Genomic DNA, 22,919 nt, shown 5'->3' with positions numbered 1-22,919 from the left:
GCCCGCCGTTCCGCCTCTTGTGGACGGCCTTACGAGCCTCTTGTGGACGGCCTTACGATGGGAGACATGACTGCACCGTCCCGCCCGTCGCCCGCCGCCACCCCTAGTGGAGACGCCGCGCGCCGCGCCGGCAAACGCGTCCTGCTCGCAGCTCCCCGTGGTTACTGCGCCGGTGTCGACCGCGCCGTGATCGCCGTGGAGAAGGCCCTGGAACAGTACGGGGCGCCGATCTACGTCCGTCACGAGATCGTCCACAACAAGTACGTCGTCAAGACCCTGGAGAAGAAGGGCGCGATCTTCGTCGAGGAGACGGCGGAGGTCCCCGAGGGCTCGATCGTCATGTTCTCTGCCCACGGCGTCGCGCCCGTCGTCCACCGGGAGGCGGCGGACCGCAGGCTCGCCACCATCGACGCGACCTGCCCGCTGGTCACCAAGGTGCACAAGGAAGCCGTCCGGTTCGCGGACGAGGACTACGACATCCTGCTCATCGGCCACGACGGCCACGAAGAGGTCATCGGTACGTCGGGCGAGGCCCCGGACCACATCACGCTGGTCGACGGCCCCGACGATGTCGCCAACGTCGAGGTGCGCGACGAGTCGAAGGTCGTCTGGCTCTCGCAGACCACGCTCTCGGTGGACGAGACGATGGAGACGGTCGGAGCGCTCAAGGAGAAGTTCCCGCAGCTGATCTCGCCGCCGAGCGACGACATCTGCTACGCCACGCAGAACCGCCAGATCGCGGTCAAGCAGATGGGCGCCGACGCCGATCTCGTGATCGTCGTCGGCTCCAAGAACTCCTCCAACTCGGTCCGGCTGGTCGAGGTCGCCCTCGGCGCCGGCGCCGGCGCCTCCCATCTGGTGGACGGCGCCGACGAGATCGACGAGGCATGGCTCGACGGCGTCTCCACGGTCGGTGTCACCTCGGGCGCGTCCGTGCCGGAGATCCTGGTCGAAGGCGTGCTGGAGTGGCTCGCGCAGCGCGGCTTCGAGGATGTCGAGATCGTCAAGGCGGCCGAGGAGTCGATCACGTTCTCGCTGCCGAAGGAGCTGCGCCGCGACCTGCGCGCCGAGGCGGCGGCGCTCTCGGAGAAGTAGGGCCCGGACGGTACTTGGTACGCGGACAAGGCCAAAGCCGCCGTCCGGGAAGTCGCTGTCGGCATCTGCCCGTAACGTTGTGTCCATGAACGTCTTCGGAGTGGACATCGGTGGCTCGGGCATCAAGGGTGCGCCCGTTGACCTGGAGCGCGGCGATCTGGTCGAACCGCGGTACAAGGTGCTGACCCCGCACCCGGCGACGCCCGAGAGCGTCGCCGACGGAGTGGTGGAGGTCGTCCGGCACTTCGGCTGGTCGGGCCCGGTCGGCATCACCTTCCCGGGGGTGGTCACGGGCTCGGTCATCCGTACCGCCGCGAATGTCGACAAAGCCTGGATCGATACGGACGCGGGGCAGGTGCTCGGCGAGCGGCTGGGGCTGCGGACCACGGTCCTCAACGACGCGGACGCGGCGGGGGTGGCCGAGATGGCCTTCGGCGCGGGCCGGGGCCGCAAGGGCACGGTATTCCTGCTGACCTTCGGTACGGGCATCGGCAGCGCGCTCTTCGTGGACGGCAAGCTGGTGCCCAACACCGAGCTGGGCCATCTGGAGCTGGACGGCCACGAGGCGGAGAAGCGCGCCTCGACGAAGGCCAAGGAAGACGCGGACCTGAGCTGGCACCACTGGGCGCACCGCGTCCAGAAGTATCTGGCCCATGTGGAGATGCTGTTCTCGCCCGAGCTGTTCATCATCGGCGGCGGGGTGAGCCGCAAGGCCGACAAGTTCATCCCCCTGATCGAGGGGATCAGGGCGGAGATCCTCCCGGCGGAGCTCCAGAACAACGCGGGGATCGTGGGCGCGGCGATGGCGGCGGCGGGCAGGTAGGCAGAACCGGACGCGCTCTAGCCGCGCCGCGCGGCCCTGGGCACGGTGGCTCGGGGAGCCCGGGGCCCGGGTCCGGCCCCGGAACCCGGACTCCCGGAGCCATGTCCGGGACCCGGGCTCCCCGAGCCATGGCCGGGACCGGCCGCTCGGTACGCCGTGGCCCCGGCCCGGGTCACCCCCGCCCTGGCCGCCGCGTCACGGGCGCTCTGGCGCCGGCCCATCTGCCGTACCTTCCGTACGGTCGCGATGAGCCCGGCGATGAGCGTGCCGCCGTACAGCCAGCCCGCGTGCAGGGCCAGGGTGGTGATGAGCGCCATCATCTGCCCGCCGAAGCCGCCGGTGCCGCCGGCGATCGGATACGCGCCGGCCGCGAAGGCGATCGGCACGCTGATCGGCGCCGTGACCAGGTCGGCGGTACGCACCCAGAGCGCGGTCACCGCGCTGACCAGCAGGAACAGCACCCCGTAGACCACGGGCTCGCCGTCGAGGAGCAGCCGGTCCAGAAAGGCGAAGGCCAGCATCGTCGCGGTGGCGAACAGTCCCGCGCCGAGCCCGGTGAACCGCGGGTTGGGCAGTCCGCGCAGCCGCGCGGCCAGGGGCGACACACGTGGACGGGGCGTCACCGGTACCCGGTAGCCACCGGTCGTCCCGGGTCTGGTCCCGGCGAAGGTGCTCGGGGGGCGCTGCCGACGCTGCTGCGGTTGACGTGTCCTGTGCTGCTCCACCGGACCAACGTAGGTGGCCCGGGGCGACGAGGCGGGCGTTGGACACGCCCTTTGGCCGAGCTTGGCGTTGAGTTCGACGTTCGGTGGCCGGAACGAGGTGCCCGGCGCGCGTCGGTAACGGCTTCGGCCCGCACCGGCGCGCGTCGGTGGCGGCTTCGGCCCGCCCGTAAACTGGGAGATCGGCCCGCCCGGGTCACACAGGCCATCAGCCAGTCCTCACTTCAGGAAGTCGCCAACGTGTCGCTCACGATCGGAATCGTCGGCCTGCCGAATGTCGGCAAGTCGACCCTGTTCAACGCCCTGACCAAGAACGACGTGCTGGCGGCCAACTACCCGTTCGCCACCATCGAGCCCAACGTCGGCGTGGTCGGCGTGCCGGACCCGCGTCTGGACAAGCTCGCGGAGATCTTCGGCTCGCAGAAGATCCTCCCGGCCACGGTCGACTTCGTCGACATCGCCGGCATCGTGCGCGGCGCCTCCGAGGGTGAGGGCCTGGGCAACAAGTTCCTGGCGAACATCCGTGAATCGGACGCGATCTGCCAGGTCATCCGGGCCTTCAAGGACGAGAACGTCGTCCACGTCGACGGCAAGGTCTCGCCCAAGGACGACATCGAGACGATCAACACCGAGCTGATCCTCGCCGACCTCCAGACGATCGAGAAGGTCCTCCCGCGCCTCCAGCGCGAGTCGCGCATCAAGAAGGAGGTCGTGGCCCAGGTCAAGGCCATCGAGGAGGCCCAGGCCATCCTGGAGACCGGCGAGACCCTCTTCTCGGCCGGCATCCTCCAGGGCACGGAGAAGGCCGAGCCCCTGCGTGAGCTGCACCTGCTGACCACGAAGCCCTTCCTCTACGTCTTCAACGTCGACGAGGACGAGCTGACGGACGACACCTTCAAGGACGAACAGCGCGCCCTGGTCGCCCCCGCCGAGGCGATCTTCCTCAACGCCAAGCTGGAGTCCGACCTCGCCGAACTGGACGACGACGAGGCCCTCGAACTCCTCCAGTCGGTGGGCCAGGAAGAACCGGGCCTCGCCACCCTCGCCCACGTCGGCTTCCGCACCCTGGGCCTCCAGACGTACCTCACGGCCGGCCCCAAGGAGTCCCGCGCCTGGACGATCAAGAAGGGCGCGACGGCCCCCGAGGCGGCCGGTGTGATCCACACCGACTTCCAGAAGGGCTTCATCAAGGCCGAGGTCATCTCCTTCGCCGACCTGGTCGAAACGGGCTCGGTGGCGGACGCCCGCGCGGCGGGCAAGGCGCGCATGGAGGGCAAGGAATACGTGATGCAGGACGGCGACGTAGTCGAATTCCGGTTCAACGTGTAGCGTTCTCGTTACTACGAGCTATCCATGTGGTCAAGTGTGCAGGTCAGAAGGGGCTCGGCTCCCATGAGCCCGGCCCCTTCCGTGTTCCCGTGCTGACTAGGTGCTGACCTGCGGGCCCCTCCCGACAGGTATCCGTGGCGTTCAGGTGATCGAATAACTCCGGATTGTTACTTTCATTGGGCGCTTGATATCCTGCGCCCAATGAAAGTATCGCCGAGCCTGCTCCCCATCCTCCGATCTCGTATGCAAGGCGAACTCCTTGCGCTCGTGCTCCTGCATCCGGAACGCGAGTACAGCATCACCGAGCTCGCCGCCGAGGTCGGTGTGACGCCCACGGCTGTCCTGCGAGAAGTTGACAGGTTGACCGGCGGGGGCATCCTGCTTGATCGGCGCGTGGGGCGCAGCCGCCTCGTCAAGGCCCGCACGGACACTCCGTTGTACCGTCCGCTGAGCGAGCTCATGTCCGTCTCCTTCGGCCCCGTGCCCGTGCTCACTGACGCGCTCGCTGGGCTCGAAGGCGTGGAACGGGCCTACATCTACGGCTCGTGGGCCGCTCGGTACAACGGTGAGCCGGGGCTGCCGCCTGCTGATGTGGACGTCCTCGTTGTGGGTGCCCCCGATGCCGACGCGATCTTCGACCTCGCCGAGGAAGCGTCACGGCGCTTGCGTCGTGAGGTCAACGTGCATCGGGTCTCCGCCGCGGCGTGGGAGGCCCGGACGGACGATCCGTTCCTCACCAGCGTTCGCGGACGTCCGCTGGTACGGCTGAACCTTGACTTGGAGGCGCAATGACGCGCTGGAATCAAGGGCGGTCGACGGTTGACGCGCTCATCGCCAGCGGCGGACTTGAACGAGTCCCCGCTTCTCAGGAGGCCGCCGAAGCGGAACTGGTCCGGGCACGGGTGCATGTCGGCTCCGCGCGGCAGTTGGCGGCCACGGACCCGGAGGGTGCGTACACGCTGGCTTATGACGCTGCGCGCAGAGCGCTGGCCGCGGTATTGCAGAATCAGGGACTGCGTGCGACCAGTCGTGGTGGCCATATCGTCATCTATGAGGCCGTGCGGGCGCAGCTCGACCCACCGCTCGGGTCCATGCTGCGACCCTTCAACCGCATGCGCGCCCGGCGCAACGAAGTCGAGTACCGGTCGTCAGAGGCCCCCGCTGTGACGCCGGAGGAGGTTGCGGGCGACTTGGCGAAAGTGGAGGCGCTCATCGAACTCGCGGAGAAGGCGATCCCGAACATGCCGCGTTACTGAAGCTCTGATCCGCCGACCCGGTCGCGGGGAGGGAACGTCGACCTCGTCTTCCGGTGCTGATTCTGTGCTGACCTGGAGCCCGCTGAACCACGTTGCCGCAGGTGAAAGCCCTGTACTCCGCGTTCCGCTTCAATGCGTAATCGCTTTATTACTGTCGGCTAGGCGGTCGTTGAGTCCGCAGGTGGCAAGGGGTCGGCTCCTTCGGGAGTCGGCCCCTGCGGGCGGCAGTGGCGAGGAGGCGGTCCAGGACTTCCTGGGCCTGGCCGTCGAGCCACAGAAAGGTGCTGACGCGCATGGTGCTTTCTCCTACGGCTTGATGGTTCGGTGAGGTGCCGGGTCGGCGTAGCTGTCGAGCACGACGGTGTCGGCCACCTTCTCCAGCCCCCGGCCGACGATGCGTCGGGGCAGGTACGGCAGGGCCCGCACCGACTGGTTCCGCAGCCACATCTGGGCGTGCGAGTCAGGCATCAGGCCGCCGTCGCCGGATGCGCGGGCGAATTCCTGGGCGCGGTCGACGAACTCGCGCATCCCCGATGCGTACGCGGCGTGGGCCAGACGGTGATCGCCCCCGGCCTTGAAGAGTTCGCCGGCCAGGATGTAGGCGCCGACCAGGGCGAGGCTGGTGCCGATCCCGGACATGGGAGAAGCGCAGAAAGCGGAGTCGCCGACCAGCACGGTCCGGCCGATCGACCAGGTGTCGACGTGCACTTGCTCCACCCGGTCGAAGTAGAAGTCGGGCGCGTCCCAGATCTTCGGCAAGAAACCCGGAACCTCCCACCCGGCGTCCTCGAAATGGCGAGCGACGATTCGCTTCTGCGCGGCGATGTCACGCCGGTCGAAGTCGAGTCCGGGGGCGCGGAAGAAGAACCCCGCGAGCGCCCTGCCCGGTTCGGCCAACGGGCGCAGACCCGCTGTTCTGCCGGGCCGGCCCGCGCCACCGGGCATGGTGTACATCAACTGCCAGCCGTCAAGATCGACATCCGTCGCGAGGGAGAAGAGCGCGATGAAGGAGTCGAGGTCACGTATGTAGCGGTCCTCAGGGCCGAACGTCAGCCGACGCACGGCGGAATGCACGCCATCCGCTCCCACGAGCAGATCGAACCGTCTGGACCGGCCCTCCTCGAACGCGACAGTGACGCCGTCCTCGTCCTGCCGCACGCTGGTGATCGCATTGCCGAAGACATACTCGACGTCGTCGTGGATCGTGTCGTAGAGGATCCGGGCCAAGTCGGTACGGAGGAGCGCCCACTCGGCGACAGGTCCGCCGGACGGCCCGAACACGTCGGTGCCCAGCCTCGCCACCGGCTTGCCCTTCTCATCGATGAAGGCCATGCCGCGGGCACCGATCCGAGCGTCTCGGACCTGCGTGACGAGACCCATGCGTTCGATCACCTGTCGCGCGGTGCCGCGGATATCGACAGCGTGGCCACCCGTGCGAGGGGCAGGGGCGCGTTCCACCACGGTCGGCCGGAACCCGTACCGGGCCAGCCAGTACGCCAGGGCCGTTCCGGCGATGCCACCCCCTGACACGAGGATGTTCCGATTCTCCATACGTCCATCTCCTCCGTCTCTCTTCCGTCCGCCATACGCTGTTTCGCGCGGTGCCTTGCGTACAACGTATGGGAGTAGTGTCACTGAAAATAAGAGGAAGAGGGTACGTAGTGAACTAGTGTGGCCACCGAAGCGAACTAGTTCACCATGCTCTGACATCCTGGATGCGGGCCCACGTCAGCGGAGGATCACGTGCCGTCAGCGCAGTACACCGAACCGCCCTACCGCGTGATCGCCGCGGAGATTCGCTCCCGGATCGTCAGCGGTGATCTCCGTCCCGGTGACCGAGTGCCGTCCATCCGGGCCATCGCGCAGCGGTGGGGCGTCGCGATCGCGACCGCGACCAAGGTGACAGCCGCCCTGCGCGACGAGGGGCTCGTCGAGACGAACGTCGGTTCCGGCACGGTGGTCAGCCCACAGGCCGGCCGTCAACGGGCGCCCTCGGCTCACGGCGCCGCTCCGGCCGCGCGGGGAGCCGAGACGCCCGATCAGGAGTCGCTACGGCTGCGCATTCTCAGGACCGCCATCGAACTCGCCGATGCCGACGGGCTTCAGGCGCTGACGATGCGCCGGCTCGCGGCCGAGCTCGACCTCGGGCCGATGTCCCTGTATCGCCATGTCACAGGCAAGGAGGAACTGCTGACGCAGATGGCCGACCTCGTGTTCGGTGATCTCAGTCTGCCTGAAGAAGGTCCGCAGGGGTGGCGCGCCAAACTCGAACTCGTCGCCCGTCAGCAATGGCGGCTGTGTCGACGGCACCTGTGGCTGCCTCAGGTCGTCTCGTTCACCCGACCCGTCCTGGTTCCCCACATGATGGCCCACACCGAATGGACGCTGAGGGCCCTCGACGGGCTCGATCTCCCCATGGACATCCGACTTCAGGAAGCGCTCACCCTGCATGCGCTCGTCGTGACCATCGGACTGTCCAAGGCCGACGAGGCCCAGGCCGAGAGGACCACCGGCATGACATCGAACCGCTGGTCCGAAACTCGGCGGTCCCACCGCCGGGAGCTCCTCACCAGCGGAAGGTTTCCCCTCCTGGCGACCATCCCGGACGACACGGCGCCCGACTTGGACGTCCTGTTCGAGTACGGACTGGAACGCCATCTCGACGGCTTCGCCGCACTGGTCGGCGGTCGTGGCGGCAGCTCGGCTGCGCCGGCGCGGCCGAGCTGACTCCCGCCGAGCTGACTCCCGCCGAGCTGACTCCCGCCGAGCTGACTCCCGCCGGTCCGACTCCCGCCGAGCCAAAAGCAGGTAGCGGAGCCCGGTCCGTACGTTTTGACAGCGGCTCCTACCGGGCGAGAATTGATGGGTGTGCGACTACGAGGTCCGGGGCCCGGCCCATCGAACAGGCCACGGAATCGCCCGCCACGTGTGAGTAGAGGGCGCGCGCTCGGACCTCGGACGGGACGGGTGAGCGATGGCCAAGGCCAGGACACCACAGGACCTGAACAGGCCTATCCGGCAGGACGCCCCTCTGCTCAGGCGCGGGAAGCTGGTGGAGCCGGGCGAGGGCGTCTCGATCTGGTGGATGGGTGATGACCTGATCACCTTTTCCGCTGTCAGTGAGGACACGGGAAGTGAGTACGCTTTCTGGCTCGACTGTCCACCGCCCGGAACCGGCCCGCCCCGGCACGTTCATTCGCGCGAGGAGGAGGGCTTTTTCCTGCTCCGCGGGACACTCGAACTGAAAGCGGGGGGAATACACACCACCGTCGGGGACGGCACGTTCTTCGCGGCGCCCCGTGGTATCGCTCATGAATGGCGCAATGTCGGAGAGGAGAGCGCGCAACTCCTCACCTTCACCACCCCCGGCGGTAATGAGGGCTTCTTTCTGGAGCTGGGCGAACCGGGCGACGGGCCTCCGGGGAAGCGCGGGACGATGCCGGTCCAGGAGATCAACGCCCGGACCCCGCGTTATGGCGTCACGTATGTGGAGAACGGCTCCGACGGGTCGGCGAGGCCCCTTCCGATCGGTGAAGGGCGCGGTCCCACGCTGGTGCTCCCGGGTGAAGGCGACCGCCGGTACGCCGCGGGAGCGACGTACACCATCAAAGCGGCGGGGCTCGCGACCGCGGGCGCCTATACGGTCACCGAGATCACGCTTGAGCCGGGCGGCAGCATGCCCGCCCACCGCCATGCCCGCTATGAGGAAGCCTTCTACGTCCTGGAAGGAACCGCCACCGCGCTGGTCGACGGAGAGGAATACGAGGCCTCCGCCGGAGCGGTGGTGCTGGTGCCCTGGGGCGTTCATCACTCGGTGCGCAACCGCACCGATCGGACGGTAAGGCTGTTCGATCTGACGGTGCCCGGTGGAATCGAGGATTACTACCGCGGTGCGTGTCGTCCGGCTCCCGGGCCGGACAGCGATCCGGGAGGAGATCTGGACCGGCTGACGGCGGTCGGGAGGCAGTTCGGTATCGAAGTCGGCACTGGCTGAGGGGCGCCCGACGAGGGCGCCTCGGCGATGCGTGGGAACAGGAGGGCGTCATGCCAGACGCGAATTTTCCGACAGGCGGCAAGGGGCTCGTGGCAATCGACAAGGTCGGGAATCATGTTCTTTTCCTCGATCCGGACACCTATGAGGTCGAGTTGACCCTCGAAGGCTTCGCGCCGAGGGTGCACGAGCTGCTGATCTCGCCCGATCACCGCTTCGCCTATGCGCCCATATACGGCGCCGGTATCCACGGGGACAATCCGCATCCGGGCCACTTGGTCGCGAAGTTCGACTTGCGGGAACGGAAGCACGTCGGGGACCTCAGTACGTTTCCGCATCTGGCCCCGCACGGCCTGCGCTGGGGCGCGGACGGAACGTTGTACTGCGTGTGCGAGAACAGCGGTGTGGTGCTCGAAATGGACCCGGAGAACGGTGAGATCGAGACCGTGATCGAGGTGGGTTCCAACAAGGCGCACCGCGTCGAAGTGCTGCCGGACAACAGCAAGCTCTACACCGAGAACGAGGAAGACCCCTTCGCGTCGGTCGTCGATCTCGCCACGAAAAGCGTGATCAAGAAAATTCCCACGCCGAACGGTTCCGCGGGAATCGGCATGTCTCCTGACGGGGAGACGCTCGTCCTCGTCGACGCGGAGCAGCCGCAGCTCTTCATCGTCGACACGGCGTCGGACGAGACCCGCGCGACGGTCACACTCGACGGGCACGAGAAGGCGGCCCAGATCGCCCGCTACAGCCCCGACGGCAGGTACCTCGTGGTCACGAACTTCGAGGAGCCGCTGGCCACGGTCTTCTCCGAGGACCTCAAGTCCCAGTCGCTGCTGCACCTCGGCCAGGGCCCCATGAACATGGCCTTCCACGAGGACGGGGAAACGGTGCTCATCGCGAATCACAACGAGGGCTCGCTGGCCGTGTGCAATCTCGAACGCGGCGAGGTCCTGCGTACCGTGCAAGCAGGCGTCGGCATCGAGACCCTCTCGTTCTTCTAGAGAGGCCAAGCCATGACCGACTGGAAAAGCGAAGCCGAGCCGGGCCGGCACACGGTCAGCGACTTTCCCTTCGATGACGGACGCCGCCTCGATGTGACTCTGGCGTACCACACACTCGGGTCCCTGGACGCGGACGCGGGCAACGCCGTGATGCTCCTGCACGGTACGACCGGATCCGGACGGCAGTTCCTGGAGCCGACGACCGCCGACTTCCTGTTCCGGAGCGGCCGGCCCCTCGATGTGGGCAGATTCTTCGTGATCATGCCGGACGCCATGGGGCACGGGGGATCGAGCCGCCCCCGCGACGGGCTGGGGCCCGACTTCCCGCGCTACGGCTACGGCGACATCGTCGAGGGGCAACACCGGTTGCTGGTACAGGGGCTGGGCGTCGAGCGGCTGCGGCTGCTGCTCGGCACCTCGATGGGCGGGATGCAGACGTGGATGTGGGGTGAGCGGTATCCCGACGTTCCGCGGGCGCTGATGACGATCGCCAGCCTTCCCGAACGCATCACCGGGCGGAACCTGCTCTGGCGACGGATGCTCATCCATCTGATCGAGTCCGATCCCGGATACGCCGACGGCCGCTACAACAAGCAGCCGGCCGGACTCGGCCACGCGATGGCGCTGTTCCAGCTCATGGCGGGAAGCGCGGGGCGCATGGCCTCCGATCTGCCCTCCATCGACGCCGCCGACACACAGATCGACCGCACCGAGACGCGGGCACTGGACGGTGAAGACGCCAACGACGTCATCTGGGAGTTCGACGCGTCCCGTGACTACGATCCGGCGCCCGGCCTCCCGGCCATACGGGCGCCGCTGCTGGCTCTCAACTTCGAGGACGACGGGCTCAACCCCGTCGAACTCGGAGGTCTTGAGAGAGCCGTCGCGAAGGTTCCGAACGGACGAGGCATGACGCTTCCGGCCGGCCCGAAATCGCGCGGGCACCAGACGCTCCACGTCGCCGAGATCTGGTGCGACCATCTCGGGGAGCTGCTCGCGCGGACCCAGGGCTGAAGCGCCTGTCGGAGGGGGCTTTCAGTCAGGGGCTGTGCTCGTCCCAGGGGGTGGTTTCAGGGGCTGCTCGTCGCTTCGGGCTCCCCGTACCGCGGGCCCGCCCGCCACAGCGCACGCCGCGTGGCCAGGCCCCCCAGTACTCCTGCCGCACATCCGGCGATGCCCGCGTACGCGGGCCACTTGACGCCCGCCAGCCGGTCGAGCGACCAGTCGCCCGGCCCGGCGAGCCCGGTGACGGCCGCGGTCAGGATCAGGACCAGCGGGTACTCGTATCCGTCGTTCTGGACCCACGGCCCGTGCGGGAGCTTCACCGTGACCGCGACGGTCATGACACCGGCGACGGCCGCCACCCCGAGGGGCGTCAGCAGCCCGGCCCCGAGCAGCACGCCCCCGCCGGTCTGGCCGAGTCCCGCCGCCACCGCGGTGAGCCGCCCGCCGCGGAAGCCGTCGTGCCGGAACTCCTCGGCACCGCCCGCCAGGCCTTCTCCGCCCAGCCGGTGCGTCGTCTTCTGTAGTCCGTGGGCGGTCATCAGCCCTCCCACGACGACGCGGAGGGCGAGCAGCCCGGCGTTGGTCCAGCCGGCGCCCGTGTCGGCCGTGCACCCTGCCGCACGCGGAGAACGCTGTCTGATCGTGGGACGTGGATGCGGATACCGCATGGTCACTCTCTTCTTCTCGCGCCGCGGCATGACCGGTACCTGGAGGCGTGCGTTTTGTCGCCTTTGGTACAGCGTCCTTCAGTACAACGTCCGCATGCCCGGCACGCAAGCTGTGGCGGCTGCCGCGCCCGTGAGGAGGGCCCTCTCCGTCCGGCACGACACCTACGGGGCGGACGGACCGCCCGCCCCGGCCGCCGGCGCGAGCCCGGTCTTCGCGCCCGCGCCGCACAGCGGTACGACGGCGCGGAGGTCCGTGCGGGCGGCCCGGCCTGCCCGGTCCGTCGCGTCGGTCCCGTCCGTCCCGTCCGTCCCGTCGGCACCGTCGCGTACCGCCGCCCAGCAGGCGACGGCCGTGGACTCCACGAACAGTCCCCGCGAGGCCAGATCGAGCTGGGCGGCGCGCAGTTGATCCTCGGTCACGGTACGGAAAGTGCCGCCGGAGGCCCGCACCGCCCGCAGGATCTGCCGGGCGCGCGGCGGGTTCGGGATGGCGATGCCCTCGGCCAGGGTCGGGGCGCTCCCGGCCGGTGCGGGCAGCAGCTCCTCGGCGCCCGCGCGGAAGGCGGTCGCCAGCGGTGAGACCGCCTCGGCCTGGACGGCGATCAGCGCGGGGCGTTCGCCGATGAGCCCGTGCGCGGACAGTTCGGCGATCGCGAGCGCCGCGCCCAGGAGCAGGGTGCCGTTGCCGACGGGGACGACGAGCGTCTCCGGAAGGCGTCCGCCGAGGTCCTCCCACAGCTCGTAGACATAGGTCTTGGTGCCGTGCAGGAAGTACGGGTTGTGGACATGGCTCGCGTAGAACGTGCCCGGCTCGTCGGCGGCGGCGCGGGCGGCCCGCGCGGTGGCCTCGCGGTCGCCGGGGACGCGTTCGAGACGCGCGCCGTGGGCCCGGATCTGCTCCGTCTTCTTGGGCGAGGTGGCCTCGGGCACGTACACCGTGCAGGGCAGCCCGGCCCGCGCGCAGTACGCGGCGATCGCCGTGCCCGCGTTGCCGCTGCTGTCGGCTGTCACCCGCTCGGGGCCGAGCCGTCGTGCCAGCTCGGCGAGCATCACGGCGCCGCGGTCCTTGAAGGAGAGCGTCGGCATCAGGAAGTCGAGCTTGGCGGAGACGGACGGGGTGAGCGGTACGAGCGGGGTACGGCCCTCGCCGAGCGTCGTGACGGGCGCCGCGAGCGGCAGTGCCTCCTCGTACCGCCAGAGCGAATCGACCCGGGAGGAAAGGGGCTTCAGGGGTACGGCCGACGCCTCGAAGTCCAGATCCCAGGGACCTCGGCAGACGGGGCAGCACCAGGCGAGCGACGCGACGGGTGAACGGGTGCCGTCGACCGGGCAGACGTACATCGTGGTCATGATCGTCAGCATCGCAGTTTCACGGTCCGCACGGGGCCGGCACGGGCCGGTCGCGCGGTGGTGCGCCCGGCGTGGCAGCAGGGCGCGACGGGGCGCACCTGCGGTAAAGACCTGCTTAAACGCGAGTAATCACTTCGGGTGAAACTCTGGCCCATGCTTGCGGTGATCAACCGACGGTTGCCACGCTGTTGCTGTCTGTCAACCTGATGGGAGTGGCCCGTGGCCTTCGGTGAGCAGCCCGCCTATCTCCGCGTCGCGAGCGATCTTCGAGAGAAGATCACCAATGGCGCACTGCCGCCGCATACCCGGCTGCCCTCGCAGGCCCGTATCCGCGAGGAGTACGGCGTCTCCGACACGGTCGCGCTGGAAGCGCGCAAGGTGCTGATGGCCGAGGGGCTGGTCGAGGGCCGCTCCGGATCCGGTACGTACGTCCGTGAGCGCCCCGTCCCCCGCCGGATCGCCCGGTCCGGGTACCGGCCGCCGTCCGGCTCCAGTCCGTTCCGCCAGGAGCAGGCGGCGACGGGCGCGCGGGGCACCTGGGAGTCCCGCAGCGAGCAGGACGAGGCCGGGCCGGAGATCGCCGCCCGGCTGGGGATCGAGCCGGGCGACCGTGTGATGCGTACGCGCTACGTCTTCCGGGAGGCGGGCGAGCCGATGATGCTCTCCACCTCCTGGGAACCCCTCGCGGTCACGGGGCGTACGCCGGTGATGCTGCCCGAGGAGGGGCCGCTCGGCGGGTGCGGGGTGGTCGAGCGGATGGCGGCCATCGACATCGTCGTGGACAACGTGCTGGAGGAGGTCGGCGCGCGCCCCGGGCTGGCGGAGGAGCTCATGGCGCTCGGCGGGGTGCCCGGCCATGTCGTGATGGTCCTGGAGCGGACGTACTACGCGTCGGGGAGGGCCGTGGAGACCGCTGAGGTCGTCGTCCCCGCGGACCGGTACCGGATCGCGTACCACCTCTCCGTGAAGTGACCGGCGGGTCCGGCCGTACGGCCGGACCGACGGCCCGGCGCGCGTGGGGAGTTGACGGCGCGTACGGGTCGGCCGGACTTGCCCGCGTCCGGCCGTACGGGCATGATTCAGGGCCCGATCGGGCGTGCGGGGGCGGCAGGGGGCGCGCGCGGTCGGTTGCCGCCTCCGTTTTTCGGCGTTTTCTTGGCCGGATGCGTATCTCTTTGTACAAACCCGTATCCGCTCTGTGAAGGTCAGGCGTAGGCTCCGGCATATGCGGAATGCGGTTTCCCGGGGATCTTCGGAGAGATGCAGGTCGGTGCAGGGAGGAACGCGATGAACGACGGCGGAGCCATGCTCCCGTGGCTTGTCATACGGGAGGACGGCAACGGCAACCGCTATCGCGTCGGCAGATATGCCACCCAGGACGAGGCGCAGAAGATAGTGGAGAGCCTCGACGGCCGCGGACAGCAGCGGATCTACTGGGTGGAGCGCGTCAGCCAGGCCGCCGGGTAGGCCGTTCCGGTGCGCCGTACGCCACGCCCTTGGCCGAGTGCGCGTTACGCTCCGGCGCATGACTGATCGTGTGGTGGTGGCGGGCGCCGTGTACGACCGGGGGCGGCTGCTGGCCGCCCGGCGCAGCGCGCCCCCCGAGCTGGCCGGCCGCTGGGAACTGCCGGGCGGCAAGCTGGAGCCGGGGGAGGGTCCAGAACAGGCGCTGGTGCGTGAGTTGCGGGAAGAACTCGGCGTGGAGACCGAGCCGGTGGAGCGGATCCCCGGCGAATGGCAGCTCAAGCCCGGCTATGTGCTCCAGGTGTGGATGGCCCGGCTGCTCTCCGGCGAGCCCAGGCCGCTGGAGGACCACGACGAACTCCGCTGGCTGGGCCCTGACGAGATCCATACGGTCGACTGGCTCGACCAGGACCGTCCGGCCGTGGCCGAAGCGGCCCGCCGGCTGCGCGCCGCCGCCGCGCCGACCCGCCGGATCCCCTGAACTCGGCACCGGGCGGGGCGTGGAGAACGCACGAAGAACGCGCGGCGAAGCGTACGGGACGTGCGTGAGGAGTGCGCGGCGGTGTGACGAGCGGTACGTCATGTGCGGAGAGGGCGTAGTCCGTTTGTGCCGATGCGGCCTCCCCTGTGACGGCGGCTGTGACGGTAGCCGCGACGGATATCGGGTATGTGCTGATTAACCCCCCTAAACGGGACGCGGGTCTGCCGTCGGTCTGGGGAAGTGATCGGCTTGATCGACACAGAGGGTGACGCATGCGCCGAATGGACCTTCCCTGCCGAACTCGATGCCGTACGCTCCGCCCGCCATGCCGTCCGTGACACGCTCCACGCCTGGCGTCTGCCGCAGTCGGTCGGCGATATGGCGGTCCTGCTGGTGAGCGAGCTGGTGACCAATTCCCTGCGCTACACCTCGGGGCCGATCGGGGTCCGGCTCGCCGTCCGCCCCGTCGAGCCGGGGCCCGGGGACCCGGGCGGTCCCGACGGCGCCGACGGCGCCGCCGTCACGGAGCGTGCCGCGCTGCTGGTGGAGGTCTCCGATCCGCTGCCCGATCCACCGACCGAACGCCCCGCCGGTCCCGACGACGAAGGGGGCCGGGGACTCCAGCTTCTGGCGGTTACCGCCCGGCGTTGGGGTACACGTCGTGGGAAGACCGGTAAGACCGTGTGGTTCGAGCTGCCCCTCCCTGGTTAGAAGTCTGGGAGGGAGAACGATCACGACGGGCTCGGCTCAAAAAGAACGAGACCGTGCTGTGATCGTGAACGCCGTGTCGGCTGGGGCCGTAGTGCTGAATACTGCGGGCATGGCCGGTCCGGTGCGTGAGCTGGAGGGGACGGTCGCGTGAGCGAGATATCTGGGGCGGCGGGCGACGTCGTATGGCAGAGCAGTCCGCCCGGCTCGATCTATGACTACATCAAGGTCGCTTCGTTCTCGATCGGTCCGGACGGGCTGGTCGACCAGTGGAGCGAGCGGGCCGCCGAGCTGTTCGGAGTGGATGCCGACAAGGTCAGGGGCCGGGACCCGGTCGAGGTGTTCATGCCGGCCGGCCAGCGGTCGCGAGGCCATCGCAAGATCAAGGAGATCCTCGACGGCAAGGAATGGACCGGCCTCGTTCCGTTCCGTACGGACGGCGGCGCCGAACCGCACGGGATCGCCGAGATCTATGTGATGCCGAGCGAGACGGAGCGTGGCGAACGCGCCGCGCTCTGTATCGTCGTCGACGTCAGGGCCTTGCGCCGGATCGAGACCGACCTCGCCTCCTCGCAGGCTATTTTCGGCCAATCTCCTTTTGGCTTCCTGCTGTTCGACACCCACCTGAAGGTGCAGCGCGCCAACCAGCGCTTCGCCACCGTCTTCGGCGGCCAGGCCAACGACCACCGCGGCCGTACGGTCCACGACTATCTCTCGCGCCCCGAGGCCGAGCGGATGACCGCCGCCCTGGAACGGGTCCTGAAGACCGGGGAGTCCGTCACCGACCTCCAGATCGTGGGCACCCGGCCGGGCGACGCGGAACGCCGGCACTGGTCGATCAACCTCTACCGGGTACACAGCGGCTCCGGCCGCTCCATCGGGGTCGCCGGGGTCGCCACCGATGTCACACGCCGTCACATAGCCGCCAGGGAAGCCGCGAGCGCCCGCCGCAACCTCGCCCTCCTCAACGAGGCCAGCGCCCGTATCGGCAACTCCCTGGATCTGGAGACCACCGCGCGCGAGCTGCTCGGCGTGGCCGTCCCCGGCTTCTGCGACCTCGCCTCCGTCGACCTCTACCAGAGCCTGCTCACCGGCGAGGAGGCGCCGCCCGGACGCTGGGGCTCCTCGGGGGCCGATTCCGGCGGCGGCAGTGCCCGGCTGCGCCGGGTCGCCTTCGCCAGCGCCGTCTCCGACGTACCGCTGACCGGGCCGGGCGGCGAGGGCGACGGATACGTCCCGCCCGAGGTCGGCGCCGTCCACCGCTTCCCGTTCAGCTCGCTCAGCGCGGGCGCGCTGCGCACCGGCCGCGTGCAGACCATCCCCGGCGAGGCCGGCAGCCTCGTCCAGTCCACGTTCGCCGTCCCGATGGTCGCCCACGACAGCGTCATCGGGCTCGTCCAGTTCTCCCGTACGAAGGGCAGCGAGCCGTTCGGGGAACGGGACCGGGCCCTCGCCGTGGAACTCGCCGCGCGCGCCGCGGTCTGTATCGACAACGCCCGCCTCTACCGCCGGGAGCACGAACGCGCCCTGATCCTCCAGCGCAGCCTGCTCCCGCCCGGCGACCCGGAGGCCGCGGGGCTGGACATCGCCTGCCGCTATCTGCCCGGCAACACGGCCACCGAAGTGGGCGGCGACTGGTTCGACGTCATCGAACTGCCGGGCCACCGCACCGCGCTGGTCGTCGGCGACGTCATGGGGCGCGGCCTGCGGGCCGCCGTCGCCATGGGCGAGCTGCGCACCGCCGTACGCACGCTGGCGCTGCTCGATCTGGAGCCCGCGGAAGTGCTCTCCGCGCTGGACGAGATCGCCCGTGGACTGGGCTCGCCCAGCGGCGCCCAGCAGGCCTCGCGCGTCGCCCACAAGTCGCGCGACGCGGACCTCGCCGAGGTCTATCTCGCCACCTGCGTGTACGCCGTCTACGACCCGGTCACCCGGCGCTGCACGTTCGCCAACGCCGGCCATCTGCCGCCCGTCCTCGTCGAACCGGGCGAGGAGGCGCTGCTGCTCGACGTGCCGCCCGGGATGCCCCTCGGTGTGGGCGGCGAGCCGTTCGAGCAGGTGGAGGTCGATGTGACGGAGGGCGCGCTGCTCGCGCTCTACACGGACGGGCTGGTCGAATCCAGGGACCAGCCGCTGGACGAGGGCCTGGACGCCTTCCGCGCGGCTCTCGCCCATCCGTCCCGTCCGCTGGAGGACGTCTGCGACCACGTGCTGAACACGCTCGACACCCGGCACGGCGAGGACGACATCGCCCTCCTGATGGCCCGTATCCAGGGGCTGCCGGCCGAAGCGGTCGGCGACTGGCTGCTGCCCCGCGAGCCGCGCTCGGTGGGCCGGGCCAGGGAACTCGCCCGTACGCAGCTGCTCGCCTGGGATCTCGAACCGCTGGTGGACACCGTGGAGCTGCTCGTCAGCGAACTGGTCACCAACGCCATGCGCTACGGCGAGGGGGAGATCCGGCTGCGGCTGCTGCGCGACCGTACCCTCGTCTGCGAGGTGTGGGACGCGGGGCTGGTGCAGCCGAGGCGGCGGCGGGCCCGTGACACCGACGAGGGCGGCCGGGGTCTCCAGCTGGTCGGGCTGCTGAGCGCGGCGTGGGGCTCGCGCCGGACGCCGCGCGGCAAGACGGTCTGGTTCGAACTGGCCCTGCCCGACGGTGACTCGTCGGCCGAGCCGACCGTCGAGCAGCTGCTGAGCATGTTCTGACGCCGGGCCCGGGACGACTGGGCCCGGGGCCGTGCCGTCAGCCGCTCCTTCCCGTCAGCCGCTCTTCAGCGCCGCCAGCCGCGCCTCGACCTCCGCGCTGTCGCCCACACTGTCCAACCGCTCGAACTGGGCGTCCAGCGACGAGGCGGCGAGCTCCTGCTTGCCCATCGCCCTCGCCTCCTCGCGCCGCACCTTGTCCTCGAACCGGCCGAGGTCGCTGGTCGGGTCCATGACGTTGATGTTCTTGACCGCGTCCATCATCCGGTTCTGCGCCTGGGCGGACTTGGACCGTGCCACCAGCTCGTCGCGCTTCGCCTTCAGCTCGTTCAGCTTCGCCTTCATCCGCTCCAGACCGGTCTTGAGCTTGTCCACGACCTCCGTCTGGGAGGCGATGGTCGGCTCCGCGGTCTTCGCCTCCTTCTCGGACTGGAGCTGGCGTTCCAGCGCGACCTTGGCGAGGTTGTCGAACGTGTCCGCGTCGCCGGTATGCCCGGCCGCGCGCAGCTCGTCCGCCTTCCTGCTGGCCGCGAGCGCCTTCTCGCCCCACTCACGGCCCGCGGCCACATCCTCCGTGTGGTCCTGCTCCAGCAGCCGCAGATTGCCGATGGTGCCGGCCACCGCCTCCTCGGCCTCGGCGATGTTGTTGGTGTAGTCGCGGATCAGCTGGTCCAGCAGCTTCTGCGGATCCTCCGCCTGGTCCAGCAGGGCGTTGATGTTGGCCTTCGCCAGCTGGCTGACCCGGCCGAGGATGGTCTGCTTGGTCATGGCTCTTCTCCTTATGGCCTTGTTGCCTCGTGGCCCCGTACGCGGTGTGGCCTTGTGGGGAAAGGCGACGGGGAAAGGTGGTGATGGAGAAAGGTGCTGATGGGGCAGGGGACGACGTCAGAACCGGCCGCCGCCGCCCATCCGGCCGCGCGTGCCGCCGCCGCCGAAGCTGCCGGGTCCGCCGCCGCCCCCGTAGCCCCCGCCGAACCCCCCGCCCCCGCCTATGCCGCCTCCACCGAGTCCGCCCCCGCCGCCGAACAGGCCGCCGAGGAGGATTCCGCCGAGCACGGCGCCACCGAGTCCGCCCCCCGTTCCCTGGACACCGCCGCCGCCGTACCGGCTCCCGAACGACCGCACGTCCTGCTCGGCGAGGTCCTGCGCCGTCCTGGCCAGCGCGTCCGCCCGCTGCGCCTCGGCCAGCGCGCCCTGCGTATCGCCCGACACCGACGTGGCGTGCGCCAGCTCCAGCCGCCGCTGAGCCTCCGTCAGGCGGGTACGGGCCTGGCTGCCGACCGCCCCGCGATGCGTGCCGATGTAGTCGGCGGCGGCGCCGATCGCCGAGCGTGCGGTGAGCATCGCCTGATCGAGGAGCGTGCCCGCCCGGCGGCTGCCCTCCGCGCGCTCCCGCGCCCCGGTCAGCGCCTCGTCGAGGACCGCGTCCGCCTCCTCGACCCGGCGCAGCGCGTCGATCGGGTCGTACCGTCCCGAGTCCAGCTCGCGCCGTACCCCCGAGACCACCGCCTCGGCGCGGCCGATCCGGCCCTGGAGGTCGGCCGTGGGCACCCCCGGCGTCGTTCCCTTCAACAGCCCGCGCGCGTCGGCGAGATCCGTCTCCGTCTCGGTCAGCGCGCCGGGAAGCTTCCCGGCCGCGTCCGTCAGCTCCTGCGCGCGCCGTTCGACCGTCTCGACGAGCGTGGCCGCCTGCCCGACGGCCGCCTCCGCCGCCCGTACGTGCACGGCCGCCCTGCCGTTGTCGCCCGCGTCGGTGAAGCCGCGTGCCTCGTCCAGAGCGGTGGACGCGAAGACGAGCCGGTCCTCGGCCTGCGTGACGCTGTCCGCGACGGGCGCGGAGGCCGAGTCGGCGTACCGCTCGCGCATCGCGGCGAGCGTGTCCCGCGCCGTCGCGACCCGCCCGTTCAGCTCGCGGAAGGTGCCCCCGACCGTCTCGACGGCCTGCGGCGCGTTCCGCTCCAGGGCCCGGAGCCGGTCGAAACCCTCGGACTCGGCGTCGAGCCGGCTGTTCGCCTCCGCGCAGCGGGCGATGATCTCGTCCAGCATGCGGCGGCGGGTCCGGTCGTCCTCGGGGAAGGCGTCGTCCAGCTGCTGGCGCAGCCGGAAGGCGAGGGTCAGCTGGCCCTTCGCGAAGGCCACGGCGTCGGTGAACGGTGCCGCCGCCTCCTCGCCGAACTGCGCCGTGGCGAAGCCCAGTTCCTCCTGACTGGTGCGCAGCGCGTCGTCCGTCTCGACGAGGACCTGCTTCGCCCGGCTGTCGAGCTCGGGCAGCGGAGTCGGCGCCGGTGGCTCCGTACCGCCGGGGGAGCCCCAGCCCTGCCGCTCGCCCCGTGGTGTCGTACGGACCGCCATCCGCCGCTTCCGTTTGGCGAAGCTGTACGCGCCGATGGCCGCCGCCCCGACCACCACGACGACGGGCAGCACCAGATTGGTCGCCGCGCCTCCGTCGGCCGCCGGGCCCCCCGGGTCCGCCACCCCGGGCGTGATGGCGGGCGTGGGCACCGGCCGGCCCGCGAGCACCGCGTCGAATCCGTTCGCGGCGCCGGTCGCCGCCGCCGACCAGTCGTTCTGCCGCAGCGCGGGTTCGACGGCGGTGCGGGCGACCGTGGCGAGCTGGCCGGCGGTGAGCGGCGAGTCGATGTCCGCGGAGTAGGCGTACCGCCGGTCGTGGGTGGCGACCGCGAGCAGGAGGTCGTCACGGCCGAGGCCGTTGCGGGTGGCCGTCGTGTCGGCCCAGCTCTGCGGCGCGTGCCCGGAGAAGTCACGTACGTACACGACGAAGAGCTGCACCCGCCGGTCGTTGTAGAGGCGGTCGAGCGCCCGGCTCACCGCGGTCCGCTGATTGCCTAGCGCCCCGACCTTGTCGGTGATCTGGCTCTGCCGGTCGAGCGGGATCGGCTGCTCGGCGGCCACCTGCTGAGCGGCGGGGACGACAAGCCACCACGCCGTCACCAGCGCGGCCACGAGAGCCCTGACGGCTATACGGGTCCTGGGGCGACAGGGCGTGGGGCGACGGGGCCCGGGGCGACCGGGCCCGGGGCGGCTTACGAGTGACGTCACATTTGGGAGGTTATGTCGCGCCAAGGGAGGGCGCGACCGGACGTAGCGCCTGCTGGAACGGGGTGCTGTGGCGTCATCAGATGGCCCCCGGCGCATAGCCTGAGCGTCTCCATGACCGGCCGGTCATGGGCATACGGGGGAGGTAACGGCTTTGCGTGCACAGCTGCGCGGATTCGGACGGACACTGATACGGGCCTGGCGCGCGCCCCGCGCGCGGTGGCCCAAGCGGGTCGCGCTGGCGCTCGCCGTCCTGCTCCTCGTACCGGCGCTCACCGGCGCCGCCGCCCTGCGCCTCACCTACGCGGGCGACCTCCAGGACGGCACCCGCACCCGCGGCAAGGACGCCATCTGGCTGGGCCACGCCTGGGTGGACGGCCGGAAGAAGGACGCCGACCTGGACGCCTTCGCCGCGCGGATCCGCGGGACCGGGATACGCGACCTGTATGTCCACGCCGGGCCGCTGGAGCACGACGGCACTCTCCCCACGGCCCGCTACCCCCGGGCACGGTGGCTGATCGACGCCGTCCACCGCGAGATCCCGGGCGTACGCGTCCACGCCTGGCTGGGCGACAAGCTGGCGACCGAGACGCCCGACGGGCTGCGGCTGGAGCGGGCCGCGTCCCGCGCCGCCGTGGTCGGCTCCGCCCGGCAGATCCTGGACGCGGGCTTCGACGGCGTCCACTTCGATCTGGAGCCGCTGCACTCCGGCGACCGCGACTATCTCTCGCTCCTCGACGACCTGCGCGCCCTCACCCGGGCCCGTCAGGTGCCGCTCTCCGTCGCCGCCCACCAGATCGATCCGCTGCCCGCGCTGCACTCCGTCGCCGACGCGCTCACCGGGCACCCCAAATGGTGGTCGCAGGCGTTCTTCGCGCAGGTCGCCCGGCGGGTCGACCAGATCGCCGTCATGTCGTACGACACGGCGATGCCGCTGGAGAGCCTGTACGGCGGCTATGTCGCGCAGCAGACCACGCTCGCCCTCGAAGTCACGCCGGAGGGCACCGACCTGCTGATGGGGCTGCCCTTCTACTACGAGGACGACATGAGCCACCACGGCCACGCGGAGACCGTCGCGGCCGCGGTCCGCGGCGTCAGGCTGGGCCTGGGGCGCACGGACCGCGACCGGGACCGCTTCGGCGTCGCGATCTACGTCGACTTCGCGGCCACCGAGAAGGACTGGACGTCCTACCGAGACGGCTGGGGACGTCTCGACACGACCGGCGGGTAGGTCCGGCGAGTACGTCCGGCGAGTAGGACCGG

General features: G+C 70.2%; 21 protein-coding genes. 15 read left to right on the top strand and 6 right to left on the bottom strand.

Going from position 1 to position 22,919, the window contains the following annotated elements:
* Nucleotides 1–66 precede the first annotated feature (66 nt).
* Together CU044_RS22645 and CU044_RS22640 are read left to right on the top strand one after the other, a co-directional pair.
* A complete protein-coding gene (locus tag CU044_RS22645) occupies nt 67–1,095 on the top strand; it encodes a 4-hydroxy-3-methylbut-2-enyl diphosphate reductase (RefSeq protein ID WP_129770550.1) in 1,029 nt (342 codons plus the stop codon).
* An 85-nt stretch (nt 1,096–1,180) separates the two neighbouring features.
* Entirely contained in the window at nt 1,181–1,918 is a 738-nt protein-coding gene (locus CU044_RS22640; protein WP_129770549.1) for a polyphosphate--glucose phosphotransferase, read from the top strand.
* Nucleotides 1,919–1,935: 17 nt separating this feature from the next.
* Here CU044_RS22640 and CU044_RS22635 read toward each other — a convergent pair whose 3' ends face one another.
* Nucleotides 1,936–2,514: a DUF6542 domain-containing protein gene (locus CU044_RS22635; protein WP_240045812.1), complete on the bottom strand. Its 579-nt coding sequence runs from the start codon at nt 2,512–2,514 to the stop codon at nt 1,936–1,938.
* Nucleotides 2,515–2,880: 366 nt separating this feature from the next.
* Here CU044_RS22635 and ychF point away from each other — a divergent pair, with 366 nt between their 5' ends.
* The 3 genes from ychF to CU044_RS22620 all read left to right on the top strand — a co-directional run bounded on the left by ychF (nt 2,881) and on the right by CU044_RS22620 (nt 5,225).
* Complete coding sequence (gene ychF / locus CU044_RS22630) at nt 2,881–3,969, top strand: redox-regulated ATPase YchF (RefSeq protein WP_129770548.1); 1,089 nt, start codon at nt 2,881–2,883, stop codon at nt 3,967–3,969.
* A gap of 201 nt (nt 3,970–4,170) precedes the next feature.
* The gene (locus CU044_RS22625; protein WP_129770547.1) at nt 4,171–4,761 is read left to right on the top strand and encodes an ArsR family transcriptional regulator; all 591 of its coding nucleotides are present in this window, start codon (nt 4,171–4,173) and stop codon (nt 4,759–4,761) included.
* Nucleotides 4,758–5,225 carry a hypothetical protein gene (locus CU044_RS22620; RefSeq protein ID WP_129770546.1) on the top strand — a complete coding sequence of 156 codons (468 nt, stop codon included), beginning with the start codon at nt 4,758–4,760 and terminating at the stop codon, nt 5,223–5,225. Before CU044_RS22625 ends, CU044_RS22620 begins: the two co-directional genes overlap by 4 nt.
* Nucleotides 5,226–5,531: 306 nt before the next feature.
* Here the strand turns inward: CU044_RS22620 and CU044_RS22615 are convergent, their stop codons facing one another.
* Nucleotides 5,532–6,776 carry an FAD-dependent monooxygenase gene (locus tag CU044_RS22615; protein WP_129770545.1) on the bottom strand — a complete coding sequence of 415 codons (1,245 nt, stop codon included), beginning with the start codon at nt 6,774–6,776 and terminating at the stop codon, nt 5,532–5,534.
* 192 nt (nt 6,777–6,968) lie between these two features.
* Between CU044_RS22615 and CU044_RS22610 the strand changes: the two genes are divergently transcribed.
* The 4 genes from CU044_RS22610 to CU044_RS22595 all read left to right on the top strand — a co-directional run bounded on the left by CU044_RS22610 (nt 6,969) and on the right by CU044_RS22595 (nt 11,234).
* On the top strand, nt 6,969–7,952 hold the full coding sequence (locus CU044_RS22610) for a GntR family transcriptional regulator (RefSeq protein WP_129770544.1): 984 nt from the start codon (nt 6,969–6,971) through the stop codon (nt 7,950–7,952).
* 247 nt (nt 7,953–8,199) lie between these two features.
* Entirely contained in the window at nt 8,200–9,219 is a 1,020-nt protein-coding gene (locus tag CU044_RS22605; protein WP_129770543.1) for a cupin domain-containing protein, read from the top strand.
* A gap of 50 nt (nt 9,220–9,269) precedes the next feature.
* Complete coding sequence (locus tag CU044_RS22600) at nt 9,270–10,220, top strand: WD40 repeat domain-containing protein (RefSeq protein ID WP_129770542.1); 951 nt, start codon at nt 9,270–9,272, stop codon at nt 10,218–10,220.
* A 12-nt stretch (nt 10,221–10,232) separates the two neighbouring features.
* Nucleotides 10,233–11,234: an alpha/beta fold hydrolase gene (locus CU044_RS22595; protein WP_129770541.1), complete on the top strand. Its 1,002-nt coding sequence runs from the start codon at nt 10,233–10,235 to the stop codon at nt 11,232–11,234.
* 56 nt (nt 11,235–11,290) lie between these two features.
* Here the strand turns inward: CU044_RS22595 and CU044_RS22590 are convergent, their stop codons facing one another.
* Complete coding sequence (locus CU044_RS22590) at nt 11,291–11,899, bottom strand: DoxX family protein (protein WP_275670213.1); 609 nt, start codon at nt 11,897–11,899, stop codon at nt 11,291–11,293.
* A gap of 156 nt (nt 11,900–12,055) precedes the next feature.
* Entirely contained in the window at nt 12,056–13,243 is a 1,188-nt protein-coding gene (locus tag CU044_RS22585) for a threonine synthase (protein ID WP_345790146.1), read from the bottom strand.
* 219 nt (nt 13,244–13,462) lie between these two features.
* Here CU044_RS22585 and CU044_RS22580 point away from each other — a divergent pair, with 219 nt between their 5' ends.
* The 5 genes from CU044_RS22580 to CU044_RS22560 all read left to right on the top strand — a co-directional run bounded on the left by CU044_RS22580 (nt 13,463) and on the right by CU044_RS22560 (nt 18,602).
* Nucleotides 13,463–14,215, top strand: coding sequence for a GntR family transcriptional regulator (locus CU044_RS22580; protein WP_129770539.1), 753 nt, complete (start codon nt 13,463–13,465; stop codon nt 14,213–14,215).
* Nucleotides 14,216–14,530: 315 nt separating this feature from the next.
* The gene (locus tag CU044_RS22575; RefSeq protein WP_129770538.1) at nt 14,531–14,710 is read left to right on the top strand and encodes an SPOR domain-containing protein; all 180 of its coding nucleotides are present in this window, start codon (nt 14,531–14,533) and stop codon (nt 14,708–14,710) included.
* Between the two features lie 58 nt (nt 14,711–14,768).
* Nucleotides 14,769–15,188: a (deoxy)nucleoside triphosphate pyrophosphohydrolase gene (locus CU044_RS22570; RefSeq protein WP_129770537.1), complete on the top strand. Its 420-nt coding sequence runs from the start codon at nt 14,769–14,771 to the stop codon at nt 15,186–15,188.
* Nucleotides 15,189–15,428: 240 nt separating this feature from the next.
* Complete coding sequence (locus tag CU044_RS22565; protein ID WP_129770536.1) at nt 15,429–15,899, top strand: ATP-binding protein; 471 nt, start codon at nt 15,429–15,431, stop codon at nt 15,897–15,899.
* 147 nt (nt 15,900–16,046) lie between these two features.
* Nucleotides 16,047–18,602 carry a SpoIIE family protein phosphatase gene (locus CU044_RS22560; RefSeq protein ID WP_129770535.1) on the top strand — a complete coding sequence of 852 codons (2,556 nt, stop codon included), beginning with the start codon at nt 16,047–16,049 and terminating at the stop codon, nt 18,600–18,602.
* Between the two features lie 54 nt (nt 18,603–18,656).
* Here CU044_RS22560 and CU044_RS22555 read toward each other — a convergent pair whose 3' ends face one another.
* Together CU044_RS22555 and CU044_RS22550 are read right to left on the bottom strand one after the other, a co-directional pair.
* Nucleotides 18,657–19,367 (bottom strand): PspA/IM30 family protein, encoded by a 711-nt coding sequence (locus CU044_RS22555; RefSeq protein ID WP_129770534.1) that lies wholly within the window; start codon nt 19,365–19,367, stop codon nt 18,657–18,659.
* A 117-nt stretch (nt 19,368–19,484) separates the two neighbouring features.
* Nucleotides 19,485–21,563 carry a TPM domain-containing protein gene (locus CU044_RS22550; protein ID WP_240045769.1) on the bottom strand — a complete coding sequence of 693 codons (2,079 nt, stop codon included), beginning with the start codon at nt 21,561–21,563 and terminating at the stop codon, nt 19,485–19,487.
* A 280-nt stretch (nt 21,564–21,843) separates the two neighbouring features.
* Between CU044_RS22550 and CU044_RS22545 the strand changes: the two genes are divergently transcribed.
* Nucleotides 21,844–22,887 (top strand): glycosyl hydrolase family 18 protein, encoded by a 1,044-nt coding sequence (locus tag CU044_RS22545; RefSeq protein ID WP_240045809.1) that lies wholly within the window; start codon nt 21,844–21,846, stop codon nt 22,885–22,887.
* Nucleotides 22,888–22,919: the final 32 nt, after the last annotated feature.

This window comes from Streptomyces sp. L-9-10, from assembly GCF_004151105.1.
Lineage (GTDB): Bacteria > Actinomycetota > Actinomycetes > Streptomycetales > Streptomycetaceae > Streptomyces.
The sequence above is the reverse complement of the archived record's forward strand: the minus strand, read 5'-3'. Positions and strand labels throughout refer to the sequence as shown.